The following is a 25,160-nucleotide window of genomic DNA, read 5'->3' as shown; positions in this document are numbered from 1 at the left end:
TATTTTTGCCAAAAAGAAGGGGCTATTCGCGGGCCCGCAGGATGCGGGCGGGGCGGGCGCGTAGCGGGCGCAGGGCAAAGGCGAGACCGGCCAGCAATGTGACCGCAATGCCGCCCGCGACGATGGCAAGCGCCGAGGGCCAGATCACCGTGAAGGGCGTCTCCATCACGAAATGGCTGACCGCCCAGCCCCCGCCGATGCCCGCCGCCAGCGCCACGCCGCCTGCGGCGGTGCCCAGAAGAATGGCGCGCAGCGCGATGCTGGTCAGGATCTGCGCGCGCGACGCGCCAAGCGTCTTGAGGATCGCGGCCTCATAGGTGCGCGCGCGCGCGTCCGCCGCCGCCGCCCCGATCAGCACCAGAAAGCCCGTGAGCAGCGTGACCGACGCCCCCCAGGAGGTGGCAGAGGCGAGGCTGGCCAGAAGATCCGTCACCCGCATCAGCGCGTCGCGCACATTGATCGCGGTCACGTTCGGGTAGCGGTCGGTGACCTCGCGCAGGATCGCCTCTTCGGCGGCCTCGCTGTCGGCATAGACCGTGGCGATGAAGGTATGCGGCGCACCGGCAAGGGCGGAGGGGTTCATCAGCATGACAAAGCCCATGCCGACGCTGGAGAAATCGACCTCGCGCAGCGAGGTGATGGGCGCGGTGATATCCCGTCCGAGGATGTTGACGGTTATCTCGTCGCCGAGGCCGATGCCCATTTCCGCCGCCTCTTCGGCAGCGAAGCTGAGCTGCGGCTGCCCCGTGTAATCATTGCCCCACCAGTCGCCTGCGGTGAGGGTGGTGCGTGCGGGCAGCGTCTCGGCATAGCTGATCGCGCGGTCGCCTTCGACCACCCAATGCCCCGGGGCCACCTCGCGCGCCGGGCGGTCGTTGATGCGGCTGATGATGCCGCGCAGCATCGGGGCGTGGTCGATGCGGCTGACCGCCGGGTCGGTCTCCAGCCGGTCGAGGAACCACGGCATCTGGTCCTTTTGCAGATCGACGAAGAAGAAGGAAGGCGCGCGCTCGGGCAGGTCTCCGGCGATGGCGCGGCGCAGGTTGCCGTCGATCTGTCCGACGGCGGCGAGCACCGTGAGGCCCAGCCCGAGCGAGAGCATGACCGGGGCGGCGGTGCTGCCCGGCCCGCCGATGGCCCCAAGCGCCCAGCCAAGCGCGGGACGGCTGCGTAGACGGGGACGCAGGGCGCGGGCGGCACGCTGAACCCCGAGTGCCGCGAGGCTAAGCGCACCGAGCGCGCCGAGGATGCCGCCTGCTGTCCAGAGGGTGAGCGCCAGGTTGCCGGAAAAGAGCGCCGCCGCAGTCAGCAAAAGGCCGATAAGCACAAGCGTGGCAATAATATAGGGCATGCCGGGCCAGCCGTGACGTGCGCCCGCCGCCTCGCGGTAGAGCGCCGCTGCGCGCACTTCGCGCGCCCGGGCAAGGGGCCAGAGGGTGAAGATCAGAACGCTGAGCACGCTGTAGAGCGTCGCCTCGATCATCGGGGCGGGATAGGCGGCAAAGACCGCAGGCACCGGCAGGCGCGCGGCGATGAACGGCCCCAGCAGGACCGGCAGACCGACGCCGAGGATCAGACCGCCGATGATGCCGAGAACGGCCAGAACACCGACCTGAAGAAAGTAAGTCAGAAAGATCGTCCGCTGATCCGCGCCGAGGCTGCGCAATGTGGCGATGACCTGCACCTTGCCCGCGAGATAGCTGCGCAGCGCTGCGGAGATGCCGACGCCGCCCACGGCAAGGCCCGAGAGCCCAACGAGCACGAGGAACGCCCCGAGGCGGGTGACGAATTCGGCGACGCGGGGGCTGGCGTTGCGGGCGTCGTTCCAGCGAAAGCCACTGCCGTCCAGTTCCTCGGTCGCGCGACGCTCCATCGCGGCGAGATCGGTGCCGGGCGGCAGGGTCAGCCGGTATTTCGAGGTGAAGAGCGAGCCGGGCGACAGCAGCCCCGAGCCGTCAAGCGCCGCGCGCGTGACGATAGTGCGGGGACCGAGACCGAAGCCCGCCCGCGAGGGGTCAGGCTCGCGCACCAGTTCGGCCATGAGGCGAAACTCCTGCTCTCCAAGTCGAAACGTATCGCCGATGTCGAGGCCGAGGCGGGAAATCAAGAGCGGCTGCATCACCGCGCCGGGCAGGTCATTCGCCCCGGCAAGCGCCACCTTGAGCGGCATGTCGGGGGATATTTCTATCTCTCCGACAAGGGGATAGGCGCTATCGACGGCCTTGACCTGCGTGAGTTCGCGTGTGCCCTCGGGTCCGAGCGCCATGGAGCGGAAATCGGCGATTTCCGAGACGTCGAGTGCCGCGCCCTCCATCCAGTCTCGCTCGGCCTCGGTGGCGAAGCGGTAGGTCAGTTCGAGTTCGGCGTCGCCCCCCAGAAGCGCCGCCCCCTGATCGGCGAGCCCCGCGCGCACGCTTTCGCGCAGGGTGCCGACGGCGGCGATGGCGGCCACGCCGAGGATCACGCAGGCGAGAAAGATGCGAAACCCGCGCAAGCCGCCACGCAGCTCTCGCCGGGCGAATTTCGCCGCTGTTCTCACACTCATGCGGTGTCCTCGATGCGCCCGTCGCGCAGGCTGATCACGCGGTCGCAGCGCGTGGCGAGATCGGAATCGTGGGTCACCAGAACCAGCGTCGCGCCGTGGCGGTCGCGCAATCCGAAGAGCAACTCGATGATCGTCTCGCCGGTGGTGCTGTCGAGGTTGCCGGTGGGCTCATCGGCGAGGATGATCGCCGGACGCGGTGCAGCGGCGCGGGCGAGCGCCACGCGCTGTTGTTCGCCGCCCGAAAGTTGTGAGGGGTAATGCCCGGCGCGGTCCGCAAGCCCGACAGTGGTGAGTTCCTCAAGCGCGCGGGCGTCAGCATCGGGCGCGCCCGCCAGTTCCAGCGGTGTCGCGACATTTTCCAGCGCGGTCATCGTCGGGATGAGGTGAAAGGATTGAAAGACGACACCGAAATTGTCACGGCGCAGGCGGGCAAGCTGATCCTCGGTCTGCGCGCCGAGATCGTGCTCGAGCGCGCGGACGGTGCCGCCGGTGGCGCGCTCCAGCCCGCCCATCAGCATGAGCAGCGAAGATTTGCCGGAGCCGGAGGGGCCGACCAGGCCGACACTCTCGCCCCGGTGGACATCCAGCGTGATCCCGTGGAGTATCCGGACGAGACCGGTATTCCCCTCCAGTGCAAGCGAGGCATCGGAGAGGGACAGAAGAGGAGAGTTCATGCGTTTGCGCCTGATTGAAAAGGGTTTTTTGACATATGGGGCCCTGCGGGGGATGGGCAAGGTCTTAGCCGTGATCGGCGCGCTTGTCAGCCCGGCAAGCGCGGCAGAACCGGTCACGGTTTTGGCATTGGGTGACAGTCTGACCCAGGGCTACGGGTTGCCCGAGGAAGGTGGCTTTGTTCCCCAGATGCGGAATTGGCTGAAAGGTCAAGGGGTTGAGGCCGACCTGATCAACGCCGGCGTATCCGGGGATACCACGGCGGGCGGGGCCGCGCGGGTGGACTGGAGCCTGACGCCCGAGGTTGACGCGATGATCGTGACGCTTGGCGGCAATGACCTATTGCGTGGCATTGACCCGGCGGTTAGCCGCCGAAACATAGAAACAATTCTAGATGTGGCCGAGGAGCGCGGTGTCGAGGTCTTGCTGGTCCCGATGGCTGCGCCGGGCAATTACGGGGCCACTTACAAGGCCGAGTTCGACGCGATTTACCCCGAATTGTCGGAGGCTTACGACGCGATGCTGGCGGCGGAGTTCTTTGCCGGCCTGGGCGAAGGCGACCCGGCGACGTTGCAGCGCTATTTTCAGCCCGACGGCATCCATCCCAATGCCGAAGGGGTGCGGCGGATCGTCGAGACGTTGGGGCCGCATGTGGCTGAGCTGATCGCCACCACGAAATGAAACCGCGCAATGAAAAAGGGCCCGCGCGGGGCCCAATTCCGTCAAATCTGTCAACGCCTTAGGCGAGGGTGATGTTCGACGCGGATTCACGACCGTCACGGCCGGCTTCGATGTCGAAATTCACTTTCTGGTCGTCGGCCAGACCGGTCAGACCGGCGCGCTCAACGGCGGAAATATGGACGAACACGTCCTTGCCGCCGCCATCGGGAGCGATGAAGCCGTAGCCTTTTGTGGAATTGAACCATTTCACGGTGCCAGAAGCCATCGTTCTGATCTCCTTCAGTTTTTTGCTGCCCGCGGGACTGCGGCAGCCCGGCTCTGTCGTGCAAGATCGAGTGACTGAGCCGTAGAAGGAGCAGATGGTCGATAGTGGTAACGTCGCGACCTCGAGTATGGGATTGAGACTTTTGAAAATCAAGTATGATCGCGAAGGGCCGTCGGACGAGTTGCAGAATTCAGCCCGCGATTGTCCCATTCATGAACCGGGACGCGCGCCCCGGTCCGGTGGTGTTATCCGCTGTCCTAGAGAACGGTGACCACGGTTCCGACAGGCACGCGTTCATAGAGATCCTGCACATGGTCGTTGATCATGCGGATGCAGCCGTTCGAGACCGAGCGCCCGATTGAGGATGGCTGCGTTGTGCCGTGGATACGGTAATAGGTGTCACGCCCGTTCTGAAATAGGTAGAGCGCACGCGAGCCGAGCGGGTTCTCTGGGCCGCCGGGCTGGACGTAGTCGTTGTCCTTGAAGCGGCCATAGGTTCGCGGCTCGCGTTCGATCATCTCATTTGTCGGGCGCCACGTGGGCCATTTCTTCTTGACGTCGATGGTGGCGGTGCCGCTGAATTCCAGTCCCGCACGACCCACCCCCACGCCATAGCGGCGGGCGCGGCCCGGTTCGGTGACCAGATACAGGAAATGCGCCCGCGGCAGCACGATCAACTGACCGGGCTGGTATTTCGTGTCGAACGTCACCTCTTGGGGCGTGAATTTCGCATCAAGCTCAAAGGCCCGGGCAAGGCCCGGCACAAGCGCAGGTGCAATGGCGGCAAGGCCGGTCGCGAGAAAATGGCGGCGATGGGTCATGGACAAACCTCCTGAACGGGATGTCGTCGTTATACCGAGGCGATGCAAGAGCGCAAAAACCAAATGTGCTTTGGGACTGCCACGCGTTGCCAACTGTGGCCTTGCGGTCGCGTCAGATGGCGGCCCAGTCGTCGAACCGCCACGGCAGGGGGCGACGATAGACCGGCGGCTGCGCCAGGTTTGACGGGTAGCTGGGGCGTTGCATGGCGGCACCTTTCGTGTGGTTGCTCTTACAAGGTGGTGGCGGTCAGGGGACGTACCAGAGCCGCTCGGCGGAATGTGAGGTCTCGTGATGCAGGTGCTTTGGTGTTGCCCGCCGGGTTGCATCAGCGGCGCATTGGCCGCCGCCGCGCAGATGCGCCGCACGACCTTGACGCCCCCTATCGAAAACAGCACTGTCCGCGCGACTTGACCGAGGAGCTGGAATGGCCAGATCGACCCCCCCCTTTGCCGCTTTTGAGTGGATGATCGCGTGGCGCTATCTGCGCGCCAAGCGCGCCGAGGGGGGCGTGAGCGTGATGACTTGGATCAGCCTGGTCGGCATAACGTTGGCGGTATTCGCGCTGATTGCGACGCTTTCCGTCCGCTCGGGATTTCGGGCGGAATTCGTCGATACGATCCTGGGGGCGAATGCGCATGTCACGATCTACAATGCGGGTACTGTCGATGCCCAGACAGGCCGCATAGATCGCACCATCGAGGATTACCAGGCGATGGCGGCGCGGGTGCGCGACGTATCGGGCGTTACCCGCGTGGCCCCGCTGGTCAAGGGGCAGGTTATGGCCAGTGCGCGTGACCGCAACGCGGGGGTACAGGTGTTCGGCATCGCGCCGGAAGATCTGCGCACCATTCCGCGCGTGGCCGATCCAGAGACCTCGCAAGGCGATATCGCGCAGTTTGACCAGGGCATCGCCATAGGCTCGGGGGTGGCGCAGGAACTGGGCGTGACGGTCGGCGAGCGGATCAAGCTGATTTCGCCCAATGGGGTCAAGACACCGCTTGGCACAAGCCCGCGCGTCAACGCTTACGAAGTGGTCTATATCTTCACCGCAGGGCGCTATGACATCGACCGGGTGCGGGTCTATCTGCCGTTTGCCGAGGCGCAGAGTTTTTTCAACCGCGACGGGCGCGCGGATGAGCTGGAGGTCATGGTCGAGGCGCCCGAGAACGTCGATGACATGACGCTACCCCTGCTGCGGGCGGCTGGCGAGCGGTCGCAGATATGGACATGGCAGGATTCGAGCGGGTCGTTCCTGCGCGCGCTGGAGGTCGAGGATAACGTGATGTTCGTGATCCTCTCGATCCTCGTGCTGATCGCGGCGATGAACATCACCTCCGGGCTGATCATGCTGGTCAAGAACAAGGGGCGCGATATCGGCATCTTGCGCACCATGGGGTTGAGCGAGGGCTCGGTGCTGCGCATCTTCTTCATCTGCGGTGCCTTTACCGGGCTGATCGGCACGGCGGCGGGGGTCATTCTGGGGTGCCTTTTCGCGATCTATATCGACCCGATCTTCAGTTTTGTGAATGTGCTGATGGGTGGGCAGGTCTGGGATCCGTCGATACGCGGCATCTATCATCTGCCGGCACAGTTGCAGGCGGGCGATGTGCTGTCTGCGGTGGTGCTCTCGCTGGGGCTGTCTTTTGTCGTGACGATCTTTCCGGCGCGGCGGGCGGCGCGGATGAACCCGGTGGAGGCGCTGCGCTATGAGTGAGGCGATGCTGCGGCTGACGGGGATTGAGAAGACCTACAACAAGGGGCAGACCGGCGAGGTGCAGGTGCTGGCGGGGGCCGATCTGACGCTGGCGAAAGGCGAGATGGTGGCGCTCGTGGCGCCCTCTGGGGCAGGCAAGTCGACGCTCTTGCATATCGCGGGGCTCTTGGATGTGGCTGATGCGGGCCGGGTCGAGATCGGTGGCGAGGACATGACCGGGCTGAGCGACCGGCGGCGCACGGCGGTGCGGCGGCAGGAGGTCGGGTTCGTCTATCAGTTCCACCACCTGCTGCCCGAGTTCAGCGCGCTGGAAAACATCGTGCTTCCGCAACTGGCCAATGGTGTGGCGCGCAAATCTGCGCAGGCGCGGGCGCAAGAATTGCTGGAGCAGGTCGGCGTGGGGGCGCGTGCCGGGCACCGCCCCTCGGCCATGTCCGGTGGAGAACAGCAACGTGTTGCCTTTTGCCGGGCGCTTGCCAATAGCCCGCGCGTTTTGCTGGCCGATGAGCCGACCGGCAATCTCGATCCCGGCACTTCGGATCAGGTGTTCGGGGCGCTGACGGGGTTGGTGCGGGGCACTGGCCTGTCGGCCCTGATTGCCACGCATAACCTTGATCTGGCCGCGCGGATGGACCGGGTCGTCAAGCTCGACCAGGGGCAAATCGTGGCGGGCTGAGCGACGCGCGTTTCGCCGTCGCTGAAGGCAGGTTCAGAAGGTCTGAATTGACCTCTGGCAGGGCACGGACCATAGCTGTCTCTGACACAAGCGGAGGCGGGATGGTGCAAATTTCCCTGAACGAGATCGAGGCAAGGACCTGCGCGGCGCTGATCCGGCACGGTGCGCAGCCGTGGATCGCCGAAGAGGTGGCGTGCGCGGTGCGCAAGGCGGAAAGCGTCGGCAATCGGATTTGCGGGCTCTACTATCTCGAAAGTTATTGCCAGCAATTGCAGACCGGGCGCGTCAAGGGCGATGTGGAACCCGAGGTGACGCAGCCGCGCCCGGGCGCCGTTCTCGTGGATGCTAAATTCGGTTTCGCGCAGCCCGCCTTTGCCCGGGGGATCGACCGGGCGGCGGGGGCGGCGCGGGCCTGCGGTGTGGCGAGCCTTGCGGTGGGGCACGCGCATACCTGCACCTCGCTGGGGTATTTCACCGAACAGATCGCGGATCGCGGCCTGATTGGTCTGGGGATGACCAATGCCTCGCCCATCGTGGCGGCACCGGGTGGCAAGACGCGGGTCATTGGCACCAACCCGATCGCCTTTTCGGTCCCGGACGGGCAGGGGGGCATCGCCATGCAGTTCGATCAATCGACGACGGTGGTGGCATTGGGCAAGATCACCATGGCCAAGGCCGCAGGCGAGCGTATCCCCGAAGGCTGGGCCGTCGATGCCGAAGGCCGCCCCACCACAGACCCCGAGGCGGCGCTTGGTGGCTCATTGGTCAGCATCGGTGGGCCCAAGGGCTGGGGCTTTGGCCTGATGGCAGAGCTGCTGGCGGCGGGGATGACCGGCGGCGTGGTGAGCCAGGATGTCAAACCGCTGAAGGCCCCCGAAGGATCGCCGCATGATCTGGGGCAGTATTACCTGCTGATGGACCCGGAGGTCTCGGGTGCGTTCTTTGACCGGCTGGCACAGGTGGCCGAGGCGGCGACACAGGACGAGGGGGCCCGTCTGCCGGGGCAGGGCAAGGTGCGTGCCGATCCGGTCGAGGTGACCGATGCAGTCTGGGCGCAGGTGCTCGACCTCGCGGGATGAGGGCGACAAGGCCTTTGCAAACGGCTTCTGCGACGGTTGGGGTGGTGTTTGACTTTGATCATGGCGTGCGCGGTGGTTTCGGGGAGAATGGCGACAGGCTAAAAGGAGGCCGCTATGAGAGCCGTTTTTTTACCACTGGCCCTGGCTGTTCTGGCAAGCGGCGTACAGGCGCAGGACGTGCGCGGTGGCAAGGCAGCCTATGATCGCTACTGTGCCGCCTGTCATGGTCCGAATGCGCGTGGCGAAGGCCCGATGCGAATGGTGCTGACGGTCGTTCCTGCCGATCTGACTGGATTGCAGCGCGCCAATGGCGGGCATTTTCCGCTGGCGCGGGTGGTGCAGCGTATCGACGGGCGCGATCCGATTGTGGCGCATGGCAGCGAGATGCCGATCTATGGTGATTTCTTCGAGCCGCGCAGCGTGCCCTTGCGCACTGAACGAGGCGAGACTTTGAGGGTCAGCCCGCCGATGGCCGATCTGGTCGCCTATCTGGAGAGCTTGCAACGCTAGGATGGCGGCCTATTTCTCTACCACATGGAGGTGTTCCCATGCGGTATTTCATTTTATCCTTGATCTTTGTCCTCGGACTGAGCGGCGGTGCAAAGGCGGACGAGGCAGCGCTGCGGGCGGTGATCTCATCGCAGATCGAGGCGTTTCTGGCCGAAGATGTGGATCGCGCCTACAGTTTCGCCAGCCCGTTCATTCAACGTAAATTCGGCACGCCGGAGACCTTTGGCACAATGGTGCGTGAGGGCTATCCGATGGTCTGGCGGCCCTCGGATGTGACCTTTCTCGACGCTGAGGTGATCGCCGGCAAGCTGTGGCAGAGCGTGATGGTGCGCGGCCCGGCGGGCAAGGCCTGGATCGTCGATTACGAGATGGTCGAGCTGGAGGACGGCTGGAAAATCAACGGCGTGCAGGTGCGCGCGGCCCCCGAGGTGGCAGCCTGAACCTGGTACGGGGCACCGTGACGGTGCACTGACACGTGGTTAATGCCTTGTGACTATTCCCCCACTCGATCACGCGCGGCGCGGGAGAGAGAAAGGGATATCCATGAACAAGGCAATCACCCAAGGCATCGTTTTCATGCCCCGGCCCTTTGCGGTAGGGCTCGATCAATGGTCGAGTGGCGACGGGCGTCCCGGCTCGGATACCTATGAGAATGCTCCCAATGCGGCCTTTGTTCCGGCCGATCAGGATTTCGGCGGCGCACTGGAACTGCAGAAGATCGAGGCCGTGCAGCGCCTGCGGTTCATGGGCGAGACGCCGATCCTGCCCGGCTGTTATCTGCAGGTGCGCGCGCGGGTCAAGGCCATAGCGGGCAACCTGCCCAATGTGCGGATCGCAGCCTTTGCCGGGGATGCGGGTGGGAGTGCGCTTGCCGGTGTGGCGGTCGAGGCCGCACAGGTCACGCTGACGACCTATGGCGAGGTGGTCGAGGTGCGTGCCATTGTCGGCATCGGGCAGCGTGCGGGCGTTGACATGGTCTGGGGTCCGCAGGCGGTGTTCGGCCATTTCGGGATCGACCTCACCGGCCCGTCGGGCGGTGTCGTGCGGATCGACGATATCGAGATCGAGGATGTAAGCCGCTTTTTCCTGCGCGACGTGATCGCCACCGTGGATGTGCGCGACTACGGAGCGATCGGCGACGGGGTGACGGACGATTACGCCGCTTTTGAGGCCGCCGATACGGCGGCGGGCGGGCGCGAGATCATCGTACCAGCTGGCACGTATTTTCTTGGGGCAAGCACCACGATCCAGAGCCGGATCCGGTTCGAGGGGACGCTTACGATGCCCGATGCCGCGATCCTGTCTCTGACCAAGAATTACGACCTACCCGCCTATATCGATGCGTTCGGCGACAGCGAACTGGCCTTCAAGAAGGCGTATCAGGCGCTCTTGAACAATGCCGGACATGTGACGCTCGATCTGGCGGGGCGCAAGATCGCCCTGCGCGAACCCATAGACATGGCCGCCGCCGTGGGCAATCGCAGTACGTTCAATCAGCGGCATGTGATCCAGAACGGCCAATTCTCGGTTTTTCCGACACCCGCGTGGGAGACCGATATCGTCGCTTCGCAGGCGAGCTATGACCCCGAGGCCAACAACAAGCGCCTGTCAAACGTCGTGGATGTGGCGAATGTCGCGGTGGGCTCGCTGGTCGAGGGCAATGGTGTGGGCCGCGAGGTCTATGTCACCTCGCGAAACATTGCCGCCGGGCGGTTGACGCTCAGCCAGCCGCTTTTTGATGCGGCAGGCACGCAGGTGTTCACCTTCCGCCGGTTCAAGTACATTCTCGATTTCAGCGGCTTTCAGGACGTGTCGCGCATGGTGTTTTCGGAGGTGGATTTCCAGTGCTCGGGTGATTGCAGCGCCGTGTTGCTGCCGCCTTCGGGCTCGGCCAACCATTTTCGCGACTGTTTCATAACCCGTCCCAAGGATCGCGGCATCACCAGCCACGGTGAAGGCGATCAGGGTATGATGATCGACCGCTGCCAGTTTCTCTCGAACGAGAGCCCGCTTCTGGTGACCGAGCGCGCCAGCATCGGGTTCAACGCCAATGCCAATGACCTCAAGATCCGCGACAACCGCGCAACGTTTTTCCGGCATTTCGCGGTGATGGCCGGATCAAGCTCTCTGATCACCGACAATCACGTTTTTCAGGGGGATTCGGCGTCGAATGGCGTGCGTAGCGCGGGCTTCGTGCTGACCCGCACCAACAATCGCGGTATGATCAGCGGCAACTATATCGACAACTGTTTCCTTGAATGGGCGAACGAGCACGATTCTGCGCCGGATTTCTCGGGGGAGTTTTCGTTCAGCGCGCTGAGCGTCACCGGCAATGTCTTTCTTGCGAGCGATATGGCACCATGGTTCACCTTCATCACGGTCAAGCCGCACGGCCCGGGGCATTTCCTTAATGGCATGACGGTCACCGGCAATACGTTTCGTGCGATCGGGTCGATTGACCGGGTGGAGACGGTGGATACCAGCTTTGCCGATCTGGATTTCGACCGGGTGCGCGGCATCACCTTTGCCGAGAACACCTTTCACAACATCGACGTTCAGGCTGAAAGCCCGCTTGTCATGGCGCATGAAGAGGCGAGTGCGAGCGCGGTATGGGTCATCGAACCGGCCCCGCGCCTGCCGTTCGGGGCCTGGGCACAGACCGTCGAATCTGTTCTGGCCGATGGGCCGCTGCGCAGTGGCGGTGGTGCGGTGACGCATGTGGTGCCCTATTTCGAGGCAAGCCAGGGTCCGGCGAACGATCGCGTCAATCTGCGCTGGCCAACGCCTGTGTCAGGCCGGGTCATCCTGCGGGTACGCATTGACGACGCGCTCTGAGGATGGGCGGGCTCTGGCGTTCAGAATTTGCGCCAGAGCCCCAGTTTGATACCGCGATCACCGTCGCCGAGGAGCGGCTCTGTCAGGCCGAATTCGATATGTGCGCCGGGTTTGGTCTCGAATACGAAGGACGGGGCGAAACGGGTGTAGGCGTCCCCGAGGTCGGGCTGCCCGGCCTGTATTTGCAGAATCACCTTGCTGCGTTTGGTGAGGGACAGGCCGAATGTCAGGTCGGTCTCCAGCGTCATGCCTCCGCCGGTGAAGAGGATCGCGCGGCCATCGGCGGCCAGCCAGCCTTGACGTTTGCCGAATTCGACGCCGCGCCCAAGCGACAGGCCCGGGCGCAAGGCGTTTTCTCCATCCACCTGACCGGCCCCCAGTTCAAAGGCGAGTTTTACGCCACGGTCGGTGCGTCCCAGTGGCAAGCGTAGAAAGCCGATGGCCTTGGTCATGCGTAGTGCGTCGCCGCCTGCATCGACCCCGAGCGTGAGCCGCTCTGTTAGTCCATATTCGGCATAAAGGGTGAAATTCTGGCGGTAGATGCCGTGGTCGTCCGGCCCTTCCGCCTGTCCGGCGAGAGACAGGAACGCGGTGCCCTTTTCGCGTGGCCAGGCCCCCGGCAGGGCCGGGCCTGACAGGCAGAGCGAGAGCAGCACGGCAAGAGCCAGGCATCGCGACATGGTTACCTCCGCGTTAACTCTCGGTAAAAAGGGTAAAGCGAGGGTTAAGCCGCGTGGAGAATTTACCGTGTCGCGGCTGCGTGCTAGGCTCAACTCAAAGGAGGTGCGCCATGCCGCATATCACATCCCAGACCAGCCATCAGACCGTGCTGACGACGTTCGAGGCGACACCGGGCACCTGTCAGGACCTGCTTGACCTGTTGGAGGAGGCCTATCGCGATTTCATCTCGAAGCAGCCCGGTTTCATCGCCGCCGGTCTGCATGTGAACGACGCACAGACCCGGATCGCCAATTATTCGCAATGGCGGTCGCGCGAGGATTTTCAGGCGATGCTGCGCAGCGACGAGATGCGCGCGCGCAATCGCAAGATCAACGAGCTGTGCAAGAGTTTTGAGCCGGTGATGTATGATGTGGTGGCGACGTTCGGATGAAGGATGATCCCGCCGAGAGCGACGATCTGAGTGAGGAACTGCGCGCCCTGCGGGCCGAGCTTCAGACCCTGAACCGGCATCGCTTCGTTCGCATCCATAACAACATGCCGCGCCTTCTGGCGTTCAACTTCGCGCGTGGGCTGGCGGTGGGGCTTGGTACGGTGTTGGGCGCGACAGTGCTGTTGTCGCTCATCCTCTGGGCTCTGAGCCAGATAGAGTTCCTGCCGATCATCGGGGAATGGGCATCTCAGATCGCAGAGCAGATGCGCAGCGCGCAGGAGTAAGCGACGACCGTCTCTGAGCGAAGAAGGCTGCGCGGTCTATTGCGCCAAGCCCAATCGGCGTTCGCGGCGGATGACCAGGAGGATGGTGAGTACCGCTGCCAGCCCGGTGGCGAACATGATCGACAAGAGCGTGACCGCTCCGCTGCCCGGTGTCAGAAGCATCCCCGCCAGAGCTGAAAGGGCCGCGCCCAGCCCGATCATCAGCGCGCCCGAAAGCCCGCTTGCAGTGCCCGCAAGATCGGGACGGATCGAAAGCGCCCCTGCGGTGGCGTTGGGGATCACCATGCCATTCCCCAGCCCCATGAAGGTCATCAGCCCGAAGAATGTGAGCGGTGAGCCGTGACCGAGCTGAAAGAGCGCGAGGTTGAGCCCGATGCCGCCTGCGTTGAAGAGCGCGCCCCAGAGCACCATCCGATTGACGCCGAAGCGCATCGAGTAGCGGCCCGAGGCGAAGTTTCCGAGGAAATAGCCTATGGCGGGCGCGCCGAAGAGCAGCCCCAAGGTCGAAGGTGGCAGGCCGAAAACCTGATCGCCGACATACGGCGCGCCGCCGAGATAGGCGAAGAACGAGCCCGACGACAGCCCCGCCGCCGCCGCATAGCCCCAGAACCGGCGCGAGGTCAGCAGCGCGGGATAGTCGCGGAACTGTTGCAGCAGGGTGCGCCCGGTCAGCGGGGCGGTCTCGCCAAGATCACGCCAGCAGAGGGCAAACAGGGCGGCACCGAGGAGGAACAGCGCCCAGAAATTCGCCTGCCAGCCGAAGACCTCGTCGAGCAGCCCGCCAAATGCCGGGCCGATCATCGGCACCACCGCCATGCCCATCGTGACGTAGCCGATCATCGAGGCTGCGCGATCCTGTGGCACCATGTCCCGCACGATGGCACGGGACAGGACCATGGCCACCACGACACTGGCCTGCACCATGCGGAAGGTGAGAAAGACGTAGACATTGGGTGCCGCAAGGCAACCAAGCGTCGCCACCAGAAACAACCCCAGCCCCCAGAGGATCACCGGGCGTCGACCCCAACGGTCGGAAATCGGCCCCATCAGAAGCTGAAGCGCCGCGTTCACCCCCAGATAAAGCGCCACCGAAAGCTGGATCAGTCGGTATTCGGTCTTGAAATAGGCGACCATGCCCGGCAGGGAGGGGAGAAAGATGTTCATCGCAAGCGCCGACAGCCCCGCGAGCAGGATCAGCGTCGAGATATGCGGTGGTGTGGCGCGGTCCAGGTAGCGGACGCGTGGTTCCGGGCTCATGCGCTCATGGCTAGGCGGGTCTTGCGGAGATGTCCATCGCGGCGACGCGCAAATCTATGGATGGTTTGCAGTTTTACAGTTATGCAGCTGTATATTTGCGTAACTTTGCAAATTTGCCGGATTCTGTTTGGTCCTGCGCGTCGCACTCCTTATGCTGCGCGCAACATGAGAGAGGGGAGTGCCATGAAAGACATTCTGGAGGAACTCGAAAGCCGCCGTGCAGACGCGCGATTGGGCGGCGGTGAGGCCCGCATCGAGGCGCAGCACGGGCGCGGCAAGCTGACCGCGCGCGAGCGCGTCGAACTGTTGCTCGACGAGGGCAGTTTCGAAGAATTCGACATGTTCATGGCGCATCGCTGCACCGATTTCGGCATGGAAAAGAACCGCCCCTATGGCGACGGCGTCGTGACCGGATGGGGCACGATCAACGGCCGTCAGGTCTATGTCTTCAGCCAGGATTTCACGGTGCTGGGCGGATCGGTCAGCGCCACCCATGCGCAGAAGATCTGCAAGATCATGGATATGGCCGTCGAGAACGGTGCGCCCGTCATCGGCATCAACGATTCGGGTGGTGCGCGAATCCAGGAAGGCGTCGATAGCCTTGCGGGCTATGGCGAGGTGTTCCAACGTAATATCGAAGCCTCGGGCGTGGTGCCGCAGATCAGCGTCATCATGGGCCCGTGTGCGGGGGGTGCGGTCTACAGCCCTGCGATGACCGATTTCATCTTCATGGTGAAAGACAGCTCCTACATGTTCGTTACCGGCCCTGACGTGGTCAAGACTGTGACCAACGAGCAGGTGACGGCAGAAGAGTTGGGCGGGGCTGTGACCCATACGCGCAAAAGCTCGGTTGCCGATGCGGCGTTCGAGAACGATGTCGAGGCGTTGGCCGAGGTGCGGCGGCTGGTGGATTTCCTGCCGCTCAACAACCGCGAGAAACCGCCCAAGCGCCCGTTCTTCGACGAGCCGGGCCGGGTGGAGACAAGCCTTGATACGCTGATCCCCGACAATCCCAACATGCCCTATGACATGAAGGAGCTGATCCACAAGATCGCGGATGAGGCGGACTTCTACGAGATTCAGGCCGAATTCGCCAAGAACATGATCACCGGATTCATCCGGCTGGAAGGTCAGACCGTCGGCGTCGTGGCCAATCAGCCCATGGTGTTGGCGGGTTGTCTCGATATCGACAGCAGCCGCAAGGCGGCACGCTTCGTGCGGTTCTGCGACTGTTTCGAGATCCCGATCCTGACGCTGGTCGACGTGCCCGGCTTCCTGCCCGGCACGGGGCAGGAATATGGCGGGGTGATCAAGCATGGCGCCAAGCTGCTCTATGCCTATGGAGAGGCGACGGTGCCGAAGGTCACGGTGATCACCCGCAAGGCCTATGGCGGGGCTTATGTGGTGATGGCGTCCAAGCATCTTCGCGCCGATTTCAACTATGCCTGGCCGACCTCGGAAATCGCTGTGATGGGGGCCAAGGGCGCGACCGAGATCATCTATCGCTCTGACCTCGGCGATGCGGAGAAGATCGCCGCGCATACCAAAAGCTACGAGGATCGCTTTGCCAACCCCTTCATCGCTGCCGAGCGCGGGTTCATTGACGAAGTGATCCAGCCACGCAGCACGCGGATGCGGGTGAGCCGGGCGTTTGCATCGCTGCGCAACAAGACGAAAAAGATGCCTTGGAAGAAGCACGACAACATCCCGTTGTGAGGGGCGTCGCCCCCGTCGCCCGTGCCGGGCGACTCCCTCGGGATATTCATGGCGAGAAGAAACGAGGAGGAACATGGCCCGCGACCGCTGGCATCTGATCCGCGAGGAGGACGGCGCGGTGACGCTGGCGCGGCGCCTGCCCGCGCGCTTCGATTTGGCAGTCGAGGGGCACCTGCCCGAGGCATCGCGCGTCCGCGTGGCGCATCGGGTGCGGCAGGACATGTGGCGTGCCTTGCAACATTTGCGCGGCTTTGCCCCGGTGGTGCGTGTCTGGCGCGAGGAGGAGGGTCTGCGGCTCCGGGCGGGCGGTGCGGTGGCAGGGCGGTTTGCCCGGTCTGACGCCGAGGCGCGGATCGCCGCGCTCTTCGATGACCCGGCGCGCGTGGCGCGCTGGACGGGATCGGGGCGGTGAGGCTGGCGGCGGGCACGGCGCTCGTGCTGCTGGCGCTGCCCCTTGCAGCCGCGGCGCAGGAGGAGGTGCTGCGGCTGCCATCGGGACTGGAGGCGCGGGTTCACGAGGTGCTGACCGATCGGCCCGCCGGCGGCGGTCTGACCTACAGGTTCCGCTTCGTGGCGGAGGGGTTTGAGGGCGGTGAGGCCGGGTTGGAACGGGTGATGGAGGATCTTGAATGGCTGTGTGTGACCTATGCCTTGCCCCGGCTGTCCAATATCGGGCCGCGACCGGGCCGCGTGGTGATCTCGCTCGCCGATCGGCCCTCGGAATTCGGGGTTTACAATCCCGCCGTCATACAGGTCTTCGAGGCATATCGGCCCGAGGGCGATACCTGCATCTGGGAGATGTTTTGATGCGAACGCAATATCTTGCGGGGCCGGATTCTCCGGGGTTGATGACTGCGACTTTGCGGACACATGCGCGCCGGTTTGCGGATTGCATGTATTCAAATCTTGAATTTTCGGCTAGCTTGCCTGAGGGTTGCACCCAAGCGACCTTTACCTCGCCCACTTGGCGGGCGTTGGCACTATGTCTGCGCGCGCCAGTTTTCGAAGATACGAGAGACAGGAGTTATACATGTCGAACAGCATCAAGAGCGTTATCGCCATCGGCCTCGTCGCCTTTGTCGCAGCCTGCGCACAACCCGCGGAAGAAGAGTTCGTGGTCGTTGAGCCCGAGCCCATCTCGACCGAGCCGGTCAGCACTGGCAAGTACAAGTAAGCCCATCGGGCTTGCTCCGGAGCGGGTGTCACCATCCGCTCCGGCACTACGACCGCCGATGCGCCCCTGTGATCCGGAGGGCGCGATATGCTGAAGCATCGCGGATTTCCCGGGCGTCTGCCGGGTACGGATTACCAATTCACCATTCGCCGCGCCAATCCCAAGGGAGCCACGCCGCTAACCCCGCGTGAGCGTTACCGGGATCGCCGCCCCGCTGACAAGCGGGCCGATGTTGGTTTTCTGCGCGCTCTGTGGGAGTGTTTCGGCGATCAGCCGTTCGAGCGCGGCAACCTCGATGCCGGGCGTCTGGGCTGGTTTCTGGGCCGCGAGGTAAAGCCCGCAGAAGACTCGTTCGACCCTGAAAGTTACGAGGCGCTACTGGTGCTCGACGTGCCTGTGGCACGGGCGAATTTCCCCGAGATATTCGAGGGTCTGGACGAATGAGCCACGCCCGGATCGGCATGAATTCGCGCAATGCGTGCAGAAATGCGCGAAGCCTCGCCGATACAGCGCTGCGTTGCGGTTTGGGTTTGGCGCACGCTGCAAGCGATGCCATCATAACGCAGGTAATGGAGGCCCGTTCCCCAGCGGCTTTGACCATATGTCATTTCCGTTACCCTTCCCCTGTTGGGCGGCTGTGTGCAGACTTGCTCACGCCGCCCACTTTTTCAATTTTTACAGAACCTTACCGAAGTGAGCGGCAGTTCGCCGGTTACGCTGCGTGGAGGCAGGACCGCTTTGACGCAGCGCGCGGACTGCGCTTTTGTGGCGCGGATCAAAACGCGCTTACAAAAGGAGCCGCAGGCCCATGCAAGAGACTAGAAAGCTGCAGAGTAAACAACCTAAGATTGCGTCTGCCATTGCTGCGATTGCCCTTCTCGGGCTTGCGGCCTGTGGTGACACGGTGCCGGAACAGGCCCTTCTGGGCGGCGGGGCGGGTGCCGTCACCGGGGCCGTGGTCGGCGGCAGCGTCATCACAGGTGCAGCCGTTGGGGCTGCGGGCAACGTCGTCTATTGTCAGGCCTATCCGGGCCGTTGCTAATGATCTGAGCCCGGTCACGCGCGCCGCGCGGACCTATTCGAATTCGGCCATCGCTGCCTCGGGCAGCGGTGGTCTTTTTTATGCCAAGCGCCAAACCGGCCCCGCGACTGACGTTGTCGCGTGGCCAAGACTCTCAAGAAGGGACTGATAGCATGTTCAAGAAGATCCTGATCGCGAACCGGGGCGAAATCGCCTGCCGCGTCATCAAGACGGCGCGCAAGATGGGGATTGCGACCGTGGCGATCTATTCCGACGCCGACCGCAACGCGCTGCATGTGCAGATGGCGGATGAGGCGGTGCATATCGGCCCGCCTCCTGCGAATGAGAGCTATATCGTCATCGACAAGGTGATGGAGGCAATCCGTCAGACCGGGGCCGAGGCGGTGCATCCGGGCTACGGCTTTCTGTCGGAAAACCCCAAATTCGCCAAGGCGCTAGAGGCCGAGGGCGTGGCCTTTGTCGGCCCGCCGGTGAAGGCGATTGAGGCGATGGGCGACAAGATCACCTCGAAGAAGATTGCGCAGGAGGCGGATGTCAGCACCGTTCCGGGTTATATGGGCCTGATCGAGGATGCCGATGAGGCGGTCAAGATTTCCAACGAAATCGGCTATCCGGTTATGATCAAGGCCAGTGCCGGCGGCGGCGGCAAGGGCATGCGCATCGCCTGGAGCGACGAGGAGGCGCGCGAGGGCTTTCAAAGCTCCAAGAACGAGGCGGCAAGTTCCTTTGGCGATGACCGGATTTTCATCGAGAAATTCGTGACGCAGCCGCGCCACATCGAGATTCAGGTGCTCTGTGACAATCACGGCAACGGCGTGTACCTCAACGAGCGTGAATGCAGTATCCAACGGCGCAATCAGAAGGTCGTGGAAGAGGCCCCAAGCCCGTTCCTCGATGAGGAGACCCGCCGCGCTATGGGCGAGCAGTCCTTGGCACTTGCCCATGCCGTTGGCTATGCCAGTGCGGGCACGGTGGAATTCATCGTCGATGGCGACCGCAATTTCTATTTCCTTGAGATGAACACCCGTCTGCAGGTGGAACACCCGGTGACGGAACTGATCACCGGCGTCGATCTGGTCGAGCATATGATTCGCGTGGCCTACGGTGAAAAGCTGGCGCTCTCCCAGGACGATGTGACAATCAACGGCTGGGCGATCGAGAATCGGCTTTATGCCGAAGACCCCTATCGCGGCTTCCTGCCCTCGATCGGTCGTCTGACCCGCTATCGCCCGCCCGAGGAGCTCGATATCGAGGGGGCCGTGGTGCGCAACGATACCGGCGTCTACGAGGGCGGTGAGATCAGCATGTATTACGACCCGATGATCGCCAAGCTCTGCACCTGGGGCCCGACGCGCGCGGCGGCCATCGAGGGCATGCGCAACGCGCTCGACGCCTTCGAGGTGGAGGGGATCGGTCACAACCTGCCGTTCCTCAGCGCGGTGATGGATCATCCGAAATTCGTCAGCGGCGACATGACCACCGCCTTCATCGCCGAGGAATATCCCGAAGGCTTCAGCGGGGTGGAACTGCCCGAGGACGTGCTGCGCCGGATCGCGGCCAGCACGGCAGCGATGCACCGGGTTGCGGAAATCCGGCGCACGCGCGTCTCGGGGCGGATGGACAATCACGAGCGGCATGTGGGCGAGGATTGGGTGGTGAGCCTTCAGGGGCAGGACTATCCGGTGACCGTCGCCGCCGACCGCGCGGGCGCGAGCGTGCGCTTTCAGGATGGCAGCACCCTGCGCGTGAGCAGCGACTGGACCCCGGGGGACACGCTGGCGCGGCTTGACGTTGATGGCGACGCGCTGGTGCTCAAGGTGGGCAAGATCACCCAGGGTTTCCGCATCCGCAGCCGCGGTGCCGACCTCAAGGTGCATGTGCGCACGCCCCGGCAGGCGGAACTGGCGGCGTTAATGCCCGAGAAACTTGCCGCTGATACATCCAAGATGCTGCTCTGTCCGATGCCTGGGCTGATCGTCAAGGTCAACGTGGCCGAGGGCGACGAGGTGCAGGAGGGTCAGGCGCTCTGCACGGTGGAGGCGATGAAGATGGAAAACATCCTGCGCGCGGAACGCCGCGGCGTGGTCTCGAAGGTCAATGCCGGGCCGGGCGACAGCCTGGCGGTGGATGATGTGATCATGGAGTTCGAGTGAGGAGATGACGCGCGCCCTGCGCCATAATCGCGTGCCCGTCGCCTGTCTGGCGGCGCTTGCCCTCTTGGCGGCGTGTCAGCGTGAAGAAGAGGCGGCGCAGCGCGGGCGGCTCGGGCAGTGGTTCGCCATCGGTGAAACCTTGGCGTTTGACGCCCGGCGCGGCTGCGCCGTGGGGCTATACGATCTGGTCACCGGGCAGGTGAAATCGGCGCTTGCTGTGACCGACAGCGTGGCCGGGATGCAGCGCGAGATTGCGCTGCGCGGGGCAGCGGCGCTCGATATGCCGGGGCAGGGGGTTGATATGGCGATGGTGGCCATGGTCAACCATCATCGCGCCACCGGCATGGCGATGCGACGCGCGGGGCTGGAGGCGCGGGCCTGCATGACCGAGGTGAGCGAGAGCGCGTTTCGCCATGCGCTCGATGACAGTTCAACCGTACTGGTCTGGGACGAGACGCGGCACGCGTTGATCCTGATGGCGCGCGGGGCGGGATATGTCATCGTCGTGCAGGGAGAGGCGTGATGGCGGGGTGGGATCAGCTGTCGGCGGCGGGGCGCTCGCGTAGTTCTCGTTGTCGGGCGGGCAGCTTGTCGATGGAGCGCACGATCTCGCGCACGTGCCATGGCGCGGGCTTGCGCAGGTATATCACCCCATCCTTGCCGATCAGCACTAGGCCGAAGCCGCGCGGTCGCAATTCGCGTCGGATGTCGGAGCGTGCCTCCGGGTCGGTATCGGTGATCACCACCACGTCACGCTCTTCAAGCGCGTCGAGCCGTTCAGAGATATATCCCATCTGTTCGACGAAGCGCGGGTCGGCGGGAGTGTCGGCAAAGACCACGAGTGGCCGTTTTATCCACATCAAATCACTCAAATTGATCTCATCCGCGCTGAAGATCATGCCGTCGAGGCCCGCGTCTGCATCCTGCTGGGCCAACGCGGCACTGGTGGCAAAGACTGCGAAAACAAGCGATAAGATGTGTTTCATGGGTTCTCCTGCTGGCCAAGATATAGGCCCTGTGCGCACAATTGCGAAGGGGGAATGCAGGCGGCGGACGGAATCGTTTGGATTAATCGGATCGTCAGCTTTCGCGGGCAGCCTGTGGCGTGGGATCACGCACCGCACGGGGTGTGTGGCATATCGGCGAAAGGCGAAACCGGTCATGGAGATCATCCTGCATCTGGGGGCACATCGCACCGCAACCACGAGTTTTCAACATTACATGCGGGCGAATGCCGTAACGCTGGCGGCGCGGGGCGTGGGCTATTGGGGCCCTGACGTGACGCGCGACGGTATCCTGACCGGGGTCATTCCCGTGCCTGGCGGCGAAAGTGCCAGGCGTCAGATGGATCGCGCGCGCGGGCGCATCGCGCTGCGTCTGGCGCAGGCGCGCAAGGCGGGGCTGCGCCGGATCGTGGTGAGTGACGAGAACATGATTGGCGCCGCCCGCCGCAATCTGCGGCAGGGACGGCTTTATGACAGTGCAGGCGAGCGGATGGCGCGGTTTGCCCATGCCTTTGACGGGCGGATCAGCCGAGTGGCGGTCTCGATCCGGGGGCAGGATGCCTGGTGGTCCTCGGCGCTGGCCTATGGCGTGGCGCGCGGGCACCGCCTGCCGGAGGCGGGGGATCTCGACCGGCTGGTTACGGTCAACCGGCACTGGCGCGAGGTGATCCGCGACATCGCCTGTGCGCTGCCCGGGGTCGATCTGTTGGTTCTGCCCCACGAGCCCCATGCCGCACGCCCCGAAGAGCGATTGCGCCACATGACCGGACTGGACGAAACCCCTCGCCGCGCCGCGCGCGTCTGGCTGGGCCGCGCGCCGGATCTGTCTGAGTTGCGCCGGGCGGTTGCGGCACGCGGTGGCGATGCGGCCCTTCTGCCCGAGGGTGAGGGGCGCTGGCAGCCCTTTGACCGATACCAGAAACAGGCCCTGCAAGAGGCCTATGCAGACGATCTCTTCTGGCTGAGTGCCGGGGCGGATGGTCTGGCCCGACTGATAGAGGAAACCGGATCGAACGAGGCGGGGCTACAGCCGCCCGACGATCGCACGACAAGAGGACAAGAGAATGGCATCGAAGAAAGACGACTGGCGTAAAATTGCAGAGGGTGAACTGCGCGGGCGGCCGCTGAGTGATCTGACATGGAAGACGCTCGAAGGCATCGAGGTGGAGCCGCTTTATACCCATGAGGACGTGGCCGATCTGCCGCATCTTGGCGGCATTCCCGGCGAGGCGCCGTTCACCCGTGGGGTCAAGGCCACGATGTATGCCGGGCGGCCCTGGACGATCCGGCAATATGCCGGTTTCTCGACGGCAGAGGAATCGAACGCCTTTTACCGTCGCAACCTGGCTGCTGGTCAGCAGGGCGTGTCGGTCGCCTTCGATCTGGCGACGCATCGCGGCTATGACAGCGACCATCCGCGTGTCGAGGGCGATGTAGGCAAGGCTGGCGTGGCGATTGATTCCGTCGAGGACATGAAAATCCTCTTCGACGGCATCCCGCTCGACAAGGTCAGCGTCTCGATGACCATGAACGGCGCGGTGATCCCGGTTCTGGCCAGCTTCATCGTCGCGGGCGAAGAGCAGGGGCACGACAGGGCGACGCTGTCGGGCACCATTCAGAACGACATCCTGAAGGAATTCATGGTGCGCAATACCTATATCTACCCGCCTGCGCCCTCGATGCGGATCGTCTCGGACATCATCGGATACACCGCCGAGCATATGCCCCGCTTCAACTCGATCTCGATTTCCGGCTACCACATGCAGGAGGCGGGCGCGAACCTCGTGCAGGAACTGGCCTATACGCTGGCCGATGGTCGCGAATATGTGAAGGCGGCGATCGAGGCGGGGATGGACGTGGACAGCTTCGCGCCGCGCCTGTCGTTCTTTTTCGCCATCGGCATGAATTTCTTCATGGAGGCCGCCAAGCTGCGCGCCGCCCGCCTGCTCTGGCACCGGATCATGACCGAATTCAACGCCACATCCGAGAAATCCAAGATGCTGCGTACCCATTGCCAGACCAGTGGCGTGAGTTTGCAGGAGCAGGACCCCTATAACAACGTGGTGCGCACCGCCTATGAGGCGATGAGCGCGGTTCTGGGCGGCACGCAATCGCTGCACACCAACGCGCTTGACGAGGCGATTGCCCTGCCCACCGATTTCTCGGCCCGGATCGCGCGGAATACACAGTTGATATTGCAGGAGGAAACCGGCGTGACCAACGTGGTCGACCCATTGGCGGGCTCCTACTACGTGGAGAAGCTGACCCACGATCTGGCGGAAAAGGCCTGGGAGTTGATCGAGGAGGTCGAGGAGATGGGCGGCATGACCCGCGCGGTCGAGAGCGGCATGCCCAAGCTGCGCATCGAGGAGACGGCGGCGACCCGGCAGGCGATGATCGACCGCGGCGACGAGGTGATCGTCGGGGTCAACAAGTATCGCAAGGACAAGGAAGACCCGATCGACATTCTGGATGTCGATAACGTCAAGGTGCGCGACGGGCAGATCAAGGCACTGGAACGAATCCGTGCGAACCGCGATCAGGCGGCCTGCGATGCGGCACTGGATGAGTTGACACGCCGCACCCGCGAGGGCGGCAACCTGTTGGACGCGGCGGTCGAGGCCGCGCGCGCGCGCGCCACTGTGGGAGAAATCAGCATGGCACTGGAAAAGGAATTCGGACGACACCGCGCCGAGGTCAAGACGCTGGCCGGCGTCTATGGCGCGGCCTATGAGGGCGACGAGGGCTTTGCGGCCATTCAGAAATCGGTCGAGGCGTTCGCCGAGGAGGAGGGACGGCGGCCGCGCATGCTAGTGGTCAAGATGGGCCAGGACGGGCATGACCGGGGTGCCAAGGTGATCGCTACCGCCTTCGCCGATATCGGGTTCGATGTCGATGTCGGTCCGCTCTTTCAGACCCCGGAAGAGGCCGCGCAAGATGCCATCGACAACGATGTGCATGTGGTGGGCATCAGCAGCCAGGCGGCAGGGCACAAGACGCTGGCACCGCGCCTGATCAAGGAGTTGGAGGCGCGTGATGCCGGGGATATTCTCGTGATCTGCGGTGGTGTCATTCCGCAGCAGGATTATGAGTTCCTGAAAAAGGCGGGGGTCAAGGCGATCTTCGGCCCCGGTACCAATATCCCCGAGGCGGCACAGGATATCCTGCGCCTGATCCGGGCCGCCCGCGGCTGAGCGCGGGGCCGGGCGGCCTCAGTCGCGCAGGGCACGCTCCTTGACCCGGACGACGGGCCGCAGGATGTAATCGAGCACGGTCTTGCGACCCGCGAGGATATCGGCCTGCGCGACCATGCCCGGCATGATCTCGACCTCGACACCATCGGCATCGAGGATCGTGTCGGTGGTGCGGATTTCCACGACGAAGACCTCTTCCTCGCTGCGCTCGGTGCGGGTGATCGTGTCGGCACCGATGCGGACGATTTCGCCCGAGAGGTTGCCATAGCGCGAGGCGTCATAGGCGGTGATCGTCACCTTTACCGGCTGGCCGGGATAGAGAAAGGCGATGTCGTCGGGGCGCACATAGGACTCGACCAAAAGTGTGTCGTCAAGCGGCACGATCTCGATCAACTCCTCGCCGGGGCGGGCCAATGCCCCTACGGT

General features: G+C 63.9%; 27 protein-coding genes. 19 read left to right on the top strand and 8 right to left on the bottom strand.

The window, feature by feature from the left end:
- Positions 1 to 22: 22 nt before the first annotated feature.
- A complete protein-coding gene (locus PVU19_RS16305; RefSeq protein ID WP_274789819.1) occupies positions 23 to 2,545 on the bottom strand; it encodes an ABC transporter permease in 2,523 nt (840 codons plus the stop codon).
- The gene (locus tag PVU19_RS16300) at positions 2,542 to 3,219 is read right to left on the bottom strand and encodes an ABC transporter ATP-binding protein (RefSeq protein ID WP_050663057.1); all 678 of its coding nucleotides are present in this window, start codon (positions 3,217 to 3,219) and stop codon (positions 2,542 to 2,544) included. The genes PVU19_RS16305 and PVU19_RS16300 overlap by 4 nt, the downstream gene beginning before the upstream one ends.
- A 52-nt stretch (positions 3,220 to 3,271) precedes the next feature.
- Here PVU19_RS16300 and PVU19_RS16295 point away from each other — a divergent pair, with 52 nt between their 5' ends.
- Positions 3,272 to 3,898, top strand: coding sequence for an arylesterase (locus PVU19_RS16295; RefSeq protein ID WP_235575833.1), 627 nt, complete (start codon positions 3,272 to 3,274; stop codon positions 3,896 to 3,898).
- Between the two features lie 58 nt (positions 3,899 to 3,956).
- Here PVU19_RS16295 and PVU19_RS16290 read toward each other — a convergent pair whose 3' ends face one another.
- Both PVU19_RS16290 and PVU19_RS16285 read right to left on the bottom strand, forming a co-directional pair.
- Complete coding sequence (locus tag PVU19_RS16290) at positions 3,957 to 4,163, bottom strand: cold-shock protein (protein ID WP_050663055.1); 207 nt, start codon at positions 4,161 to 4,163, stop codon at positions 3,957 to 3,959.
- Between the two features lie 257 nt (positions 4,164 to 4,420).
- Complete coding sequence (locus tag PVU19_RS16285) at positions 4,421 to 4,984, bottom strand: L,D-transpeptidase (protein ID WP_050663054.1); 564 nt, start codon at positions 4,982 to 4,984, stop codon at positions 4,421 to 4,423.
- Positions 4,985 to 5,409: 425 nt separating this feature from the next.
- On the opposite strand from PVU19_RS16285, the gene PVU19_RS16280 reads away from it, so the two are divergent.
- The 6 genes from PVU19_RS16280 to PVU19_RS16255 all read left to right on the top strand — a co-directional run bounded on the left by PVU19_RS16280 (position 5,410) and on the right by PVU19_RS16255 (position 11,799).
- Complete coding sequence (locus tag PVU19_RS16280) at positions 5,410 to 6,699, top strand: lipoprotein-releasing ABC transporter permease subunit (RefSeq protein WP_050663053.1); 1,290 nt, start codon at positions 5,410 to 5,412, stop codon at positions 6,697 to 6,699.
- Positions 6,692 to 7,375 carry an ABC transporter ATP-binding protein gene (locus PVU19_RS16275; protein ID WP_050663052.1) on the top strand — a complete coding sequence of 228 codons (684 nt, stop codon included), beginning with the start codon at positions 6,692 to 6,694 and terminating at the stop codon, positions 7,373 to 7,375. The genes PVU19_RS16280 and PVU19_RS16275 overlap by 8 nt, the downstream gene beginning before the upstream one ends.
- Positions 7,376 to 7,476: 101 nt before the next feature.
- Entirely contained in the window at positions 7,477 to 8,454 is a 978-nt protein-coding gene (locus tag PVU19_RS16270; protein ID WP_050663051.1) for an Ldh family oxidoreductase, read from the top strand.
- Positions 8,455 to 8,568: 114 nt separating this feature from the next.
- Positions 8,569 to 8,964 carry a c-type cytochrome gene (locus PVU19_RS16265; protein ID WP_050663050.1) on the top strand — a complete coding sequence of 132 codons (396 nt, stop codon included), beginning with the start codon at positions 8,569 to 8,571 and terminating at the stop codon, positions 8,962 to 8,964.
- A 38-nt stretch (positions 8,965 to 9,002) separates the two neighbouring features.
- Positions 9,003 to 9,404, top strand: coding sequence for a DUF4864 domain-containing protein (locus PVU19_RS16260; protein ID WP_050663049.1), 402 nt, complete (start codon positions 9,003 to 9,005; stop codon positions 9,402 to 9,404).
- 103 nt (positions 9,405 to 9,507) lie between these two features.
- Positions 9,508 to 11,799 (top strand): glycosyl hydrolase family 28-related protein, encoded by a 2,292-nt coding sequence (locus PVU19_RS16255; RefSeq protein ID WP_050663048.1) that lies wholly within the window; start codon positions 9,508 to 9,510, stop codon positions 11,797 to 11,799.
- Between the two features lie 20 nt (positions 11,800 to 11,819).
- Here PVU19_RS16255 and PVU19_RS16250 read toward each other — a convergent pair whose 3' ends face one another.
- Positions 11,820 to 12,479 (bottom strand): hypothetical protein, encoded by a 660-nt coding sequence (locus tag PVU19_RS16250; RefSeq protein WP_050663047.1) that lies wholly within the window; start codon positions 12,477 to 12,479, stop codon positions 11,820 to 11,822.
- Between the two features lie 110 nt (positions 12,480 to 12,589).
- On the opposite strand from PVU19_RS16250, the gene PVU19_RS16245 reads away from it, so the two are divergent.
- Together PVU19_RS16245 and PVU19_RS16240 are read left to right on the top strand one after the other, a co-directional pair.
- Positions 12,590 to 12,910: an antibiotic biosynthesis monooxygenase family protein gene (locus PVU19_RS16245; protein WP_050663046.1), complete on the top strand. Its 321-nt coding sequence runs from the start codon at positions 12,590 to 12,592 to the stop codon at positions 12,908 to 12,910.
- A complete protein-coding gene (locus PVU19_RS16240; RefSeq protein WP_050663045.1) occupies positions 12,907 to 13,194 on the top strand; it encodes a DUF5665 domain-containing protein in 288 nt (95 codons plus the stop codon). Before PVU19_RS16245 ends, PVU19_RS16240 begins: the two co-directional genes overlap by 4 nt.
- A 36-nt stretch (positions 13,195 to 13,230) precedes the next feature.
- On the opposite strand, the gene PVU19_RS16235 is transcribed toward PVU19_RS16240, so the two are convergent.
- Positions 13,231 to 14,451: a multidrug effflux MFS transporter gene (locus PVU19_RS16235; RefSeq protein ID WP_050663044.1), complete on the bottom strand. Its 1,221-nt coding sequence runs from the start codon at positions 14,449 to 14,451 to the stop codon at positions 13,231 to 13,233.
- A gap of 183 nt (positions 14,452 to 14,634) precedes the next feature.
- Here PVU19_RS16235 and PVU19_RS16230 point away from each other — a divergent pair, with 183 nt between their 5' ends.
- The 8 genes from PVU19_RS16230 (at position 14,635) to PVU19_RS16195 (ending at position 21,059) form a co-directional block, all read left to right on the top strand.
- Positions 14,635 to 16,167 (top strand): acyl-CoA carboxylase subunit beta, encoded by a 1,533-nt coding sequence (locus PVU19_RS16230; protein ID WP_050663043.1) that lies wholly within the window; start codon positions 14,635 to 14,637, stop codon positions 16,165 to 16,167.
- Between the two features lie 73 nt (positions 16,168 to 16,240).
- The gene (locus PVU19_RS16225; protein ID WP_050663042.1) at positions 16,241 to 16,579 is read left to right on the top strand and encodes a hypothetical protein; all 339 of its coding nucleotides are present in this window, start codon (positions 16,241 to 16,243) and stop codon (positions 16,577 to 16,579) included.
- Complete coding sequence (locus PVU19_RS16220; protein ID WP_235575831.1) at positions 16,576 to 16,974, top strand: DUF6497 family protein; 399 nt, start codon at positions 16,576 to 16,578, stop codon at positions 16,972 to 16,974. Before PVU19_RS16225 ends, PVU19_RS16220 begins: the two co-directional genes overlap by 4 nt.
- 223 nt (positions 16,975 to 17,197) lie before the next feature.
- On the top strand, positions 17,198 to 17,341 hold the full coding sequence (locus PVU19_RS16215) for a hypothetical protein (RefSeq protein ID WP_162838259.1): 144 nt from the start codon (positions 17,198 to 17,200) through the stop codon (positions 17,339 to 17,341).
- A gap of 87 nt (positions 17,342 to 17,428) precedes the next feature.
- Positions 17,429 to 17,785, top strand: a complete 357-nt coding sequence (locus PVU19_RS16210) for an SH3 domain-containing protein (RefSeq protein ID WP_050663039.1) — start codon at positions 17,429 to 17,431, stop codon at positions 17,783 to 17,785.
- 364 nt (positions 17,786 to 18,149) lie between these two features.
- Positions 18,150 to 18,383, top strand: a complete 234-nt coding sequence (locus PVU19_RS16205; protein WP_050663038.1) for a hypothetical protein — start codon at positions 18,150 to 18,152, stop codon at positions 18,381 to 18,383.
- 152 nt (positions 18,384 to 18,535) lie between these two features.
- Positions 18,536 to 20,536 (top strand): acetyl-CoA carboxylase biotin carboxylase subunit, encoded by a 2,001-nt coding sequence (locus PVU19_RS16200; RefSeq protein WP_050663037.1) that lies wholly within the window; start codon positions 18,536 to 18,538, stop codon positions 20,534 to 20,536.
- Between the two features lie 4 nt (positions 20,537 to 20,540).
- Complete coding sequence (locus PVU19_RS16195) at positions 20,541 to 21,059, top strand: hypothetical protein (protein WP_050663036.1); 519 nt, start codon at positions 20,541 to 20,543, stop codon at positions 21,057 to 21,059.
- 13 nt (positions 21,060 to 21,072) lie between these two features.
- On the opposite strand, the gene PVU19_RS16190 is transcribed toward PVU19_RS16195, so the two are convergent.
- Positions 21,073 to 21,522, bottom strand: a complete 450-nt coding sequence (locus PVU19_RS16190) for a DUF4174 domain-containing protein (protein ID WP_050663035.1) — start codon at positions 21,520 to 21,522, stop codon at positions 21,073 to 21,075.
- 175 nt (positions 21,523 to 21,697) lie between these two features.
- On the opposite strand from PVU19_RS16190, the gene PVU19_RS16185 reads away from it, so the two are divergent.
- A complete protein-coding gene (locus PVU19_RS16185; protein ID WP_050663034.1) occupies positions 21,698 to 22,633 on the top strand; it encodes a hypothetical protein in 936 nt (311 codons plus the stop codon).
- Positions 22,605 to 24,734, top strand: a complete 2,130-nt coding sequence (gene scpA, locus PVU19_RS16180; RefSeq protein WP_050663033.1) for a methylmalonyl-CoA mutase — start codon at positions 22,605 to 22,607, stop codon at positions 24,732 to 24,734. Before PVU19_RS16185 ends, scpA begins: the two co-directional genes overlap by 29 nt.
- Before the next feature lie 18 nt (positions 24,735 to 24,752).
- On the opposite strand, the gene PVU19_RS16175 is transcribed toward scpA, so the two are convergent.
- Positions 24,753 to 25,148 (bottom strand): beta-barrel domain-containing protein, encoded by a 396-nt coding sequence (locus PVU19_RS16175; RefSeq protein ID WP_476705566.1) that lies wholly within the window; start codon positions 25,146 to 25,148, stop codon positions 24,753 to 24,755.
- Between the last annotated feature and the right edge of the window lie 12 nt (positions 25,149 to 25,160).

Source organism: Roseovarius tolerans (assembly GCF_028885395.1).
In the GTDB taxonomy this organism is placed as follows: domain Bacteria; phylum Pseudomonadota; class Alphaproteobacteria; order Rhodobacterales; family Rhodobacteraceae; genus Roseovarius; species Roseovarius tolerans.
This window is presented reverse-complemented; position numbering and strand designations above follow the sequence as displayed.

Bases quoted from the DNA above. Each gene is read 5' to 3' on its own strand.
- PVU19_RS16190 (WP_050663035.1), bottom strand. From the start codon at position 21,522: ATGAAACACATCTTATCGCTTGTTTTCGCAGTCTTTGCCACCAGTGCC.
- PVU19_RS16260 (WP_050663049.1), top strand. From the start codon at position 9,003: ATGCGGTATTTCATTTTATCCTTGATCTTTGTCCTCGGACTGAGCGGC.
- PVU19_RS16265 (WP_050663050.1), top strand. From the start codon at position 8,569: ATGAGAGCCGTTTTTTTACCACTGGCCCTGGCTGTTCTGGCAAGCGGC.
- PVU19_RS16215 (WP_162838259.1), top strand. From the start codon at position 17,198: ATGTCGAACAGCATCAAGAGCGTTATCGCCATCGGCCTCGTCGCCTTT.
- PVU19_RS16290 (WP_050663055.1), bottom strand. From the start codon at position 4,163: ATGGCTTCTGGCACCGTGAAATGGTTCAATTCCACAAAAGGCTACGGC.
- PVU19_RS16280 (WP_050663053.1), top strand. From the start codon at position 5,410: ATGGCCAGATCGACCCCCCCCTTTGCCGCTTTTGAGTGGATGATCGCG.
- PVU19_RS16195 (WP_050663036.1), top strand. From the start codon at position 20,541: ATGACGCGCGCCCTGCGCCATAATCGCGTGCCCGTCGCCTGTCTGGCG.
- PVU19_RS16225 (WP_050663042.1), top strand. From the start codon at position 16,241: ATGGCCCGCGACCGCTGGCATCTGATCCGCGAGGAGGACGGCGCGGTG.
- scpA (WP_050663033.1), top strand. From the start codon at position 22,605: ATGGCATCGAAGAAAGACGACTGGCGTAAAATTGCAGAGGGTGAACTG.
- PVU19_RS16250 (WP_050663047.1), bottom strand. From the start codon at position 12,479: ATGTCGCGATGCCTGGCTCTTGCCGTGCTGCTCTCGCTCTGCCTGTCA.
- PVU19_RS16235 (WP_050663044.1), bottom strand. From the start codon at position 14,451: ATGAGCCCGGAACCACGCGTCCGCTACCTGGACCGCGCCACACCACCG.
- PVU19_RS16285 (WP_050663054.1), bottom strand. From the start codon at position 4,984: ATGACCCATCGCCGCCATTTTCTCGCGACCGGCCTTGCCGCCATTGCA.
- PVU19_RS16275 (WP_050663052.1), top strand. From the start codon at position 6,692: ATGAGTGAGGCGATGCTGCGGCTGACGGGGATTGAGAAGACCTACAAC.
- PVU19_RS16185 (WP_050663034.1), top strand. From the start codon at position 21,698: ATGGAGATCATCCTGCATCTGGGGGCACATCGCACCGCAACCACGAGT.
- PVU19_RS16230 (WP_050663043.1), top strand. From the start codon at position 14,635: ATGAAAGACATTCTGGAGGAACTCGAAAGCCGCCGTGCAGACGCGCGA.
- PVU19_RS16200 (WP_050663037.1), top strand. From the start codon at position 18,536: ATGTTCAAGAAGATCCTGATCGCGAACCGGGGCGAAATCGCCTGCCGC.
- PVU19_RS16245 (WP_050663046.1), top strand. From the start codon at position 12,590: ATGCCGCATATCACATCCCAGACCAGCCATCAGACCGTGCTGACGACG.
- PVU19_RS16210 (WP_050663039.1), top strand. From the start codon at position 17,429: ATGCTGAAGCATCGCGGATTTCCCGGGCGTCTGCCGGGTACGGATTAC.
- PVU19_RS16255 (WP_050663048.1), top strand. From the start codon at position 9,508: ATGAACAAGGCAATCACCCAAGGCATCGTTTTCATGCCCCGGCCCTTT.
- PVU19_RS16240 (WP_050663045.1), top strand. From the start codon at position 12,907: ATGAAGGATGATCCCGCCGAGAGCGACGATCTGAGTGAGGAACTGCGC.
- PVU19_RS16205 (WP_050663038.1), top strand. From the start codon at position 18,150: ATGCAAGAGACTAGAAAGCTGCAGAGTAAACAACCTAAGATTGCGTCT.
- PVU19_RS16305 (WP_274789819.1), bottom strand. From the start codon at position 2,545: ATGAGTGTGAGAACAGCGGCGAAATTCGCCCGGCGAGAGCTGCGTGGC.
- PVU19_RS16300 (WP_050663057.1), bottom strand. From the start codon at position 3,219: ATGAACTCTCCTCTTCTGTCCCTCTCCGATGCCTCGCTTGCACTGGAG.
- PVU19_RS16295 (WP_235575833.1), top strand. From the start codon at position 3,272: ATGGGCAAGGTCTTAGCCGTGATCGGCGCGCTTGTCAGCCCGGCAAGC.
- PVU19_RS16270 (WP_050663051.1), top strand. From the start codon at position 7,477: ATGGTGCAAATTTCCCTGAACGAGATCGAGGCAAGGACCTGCGCGGCG.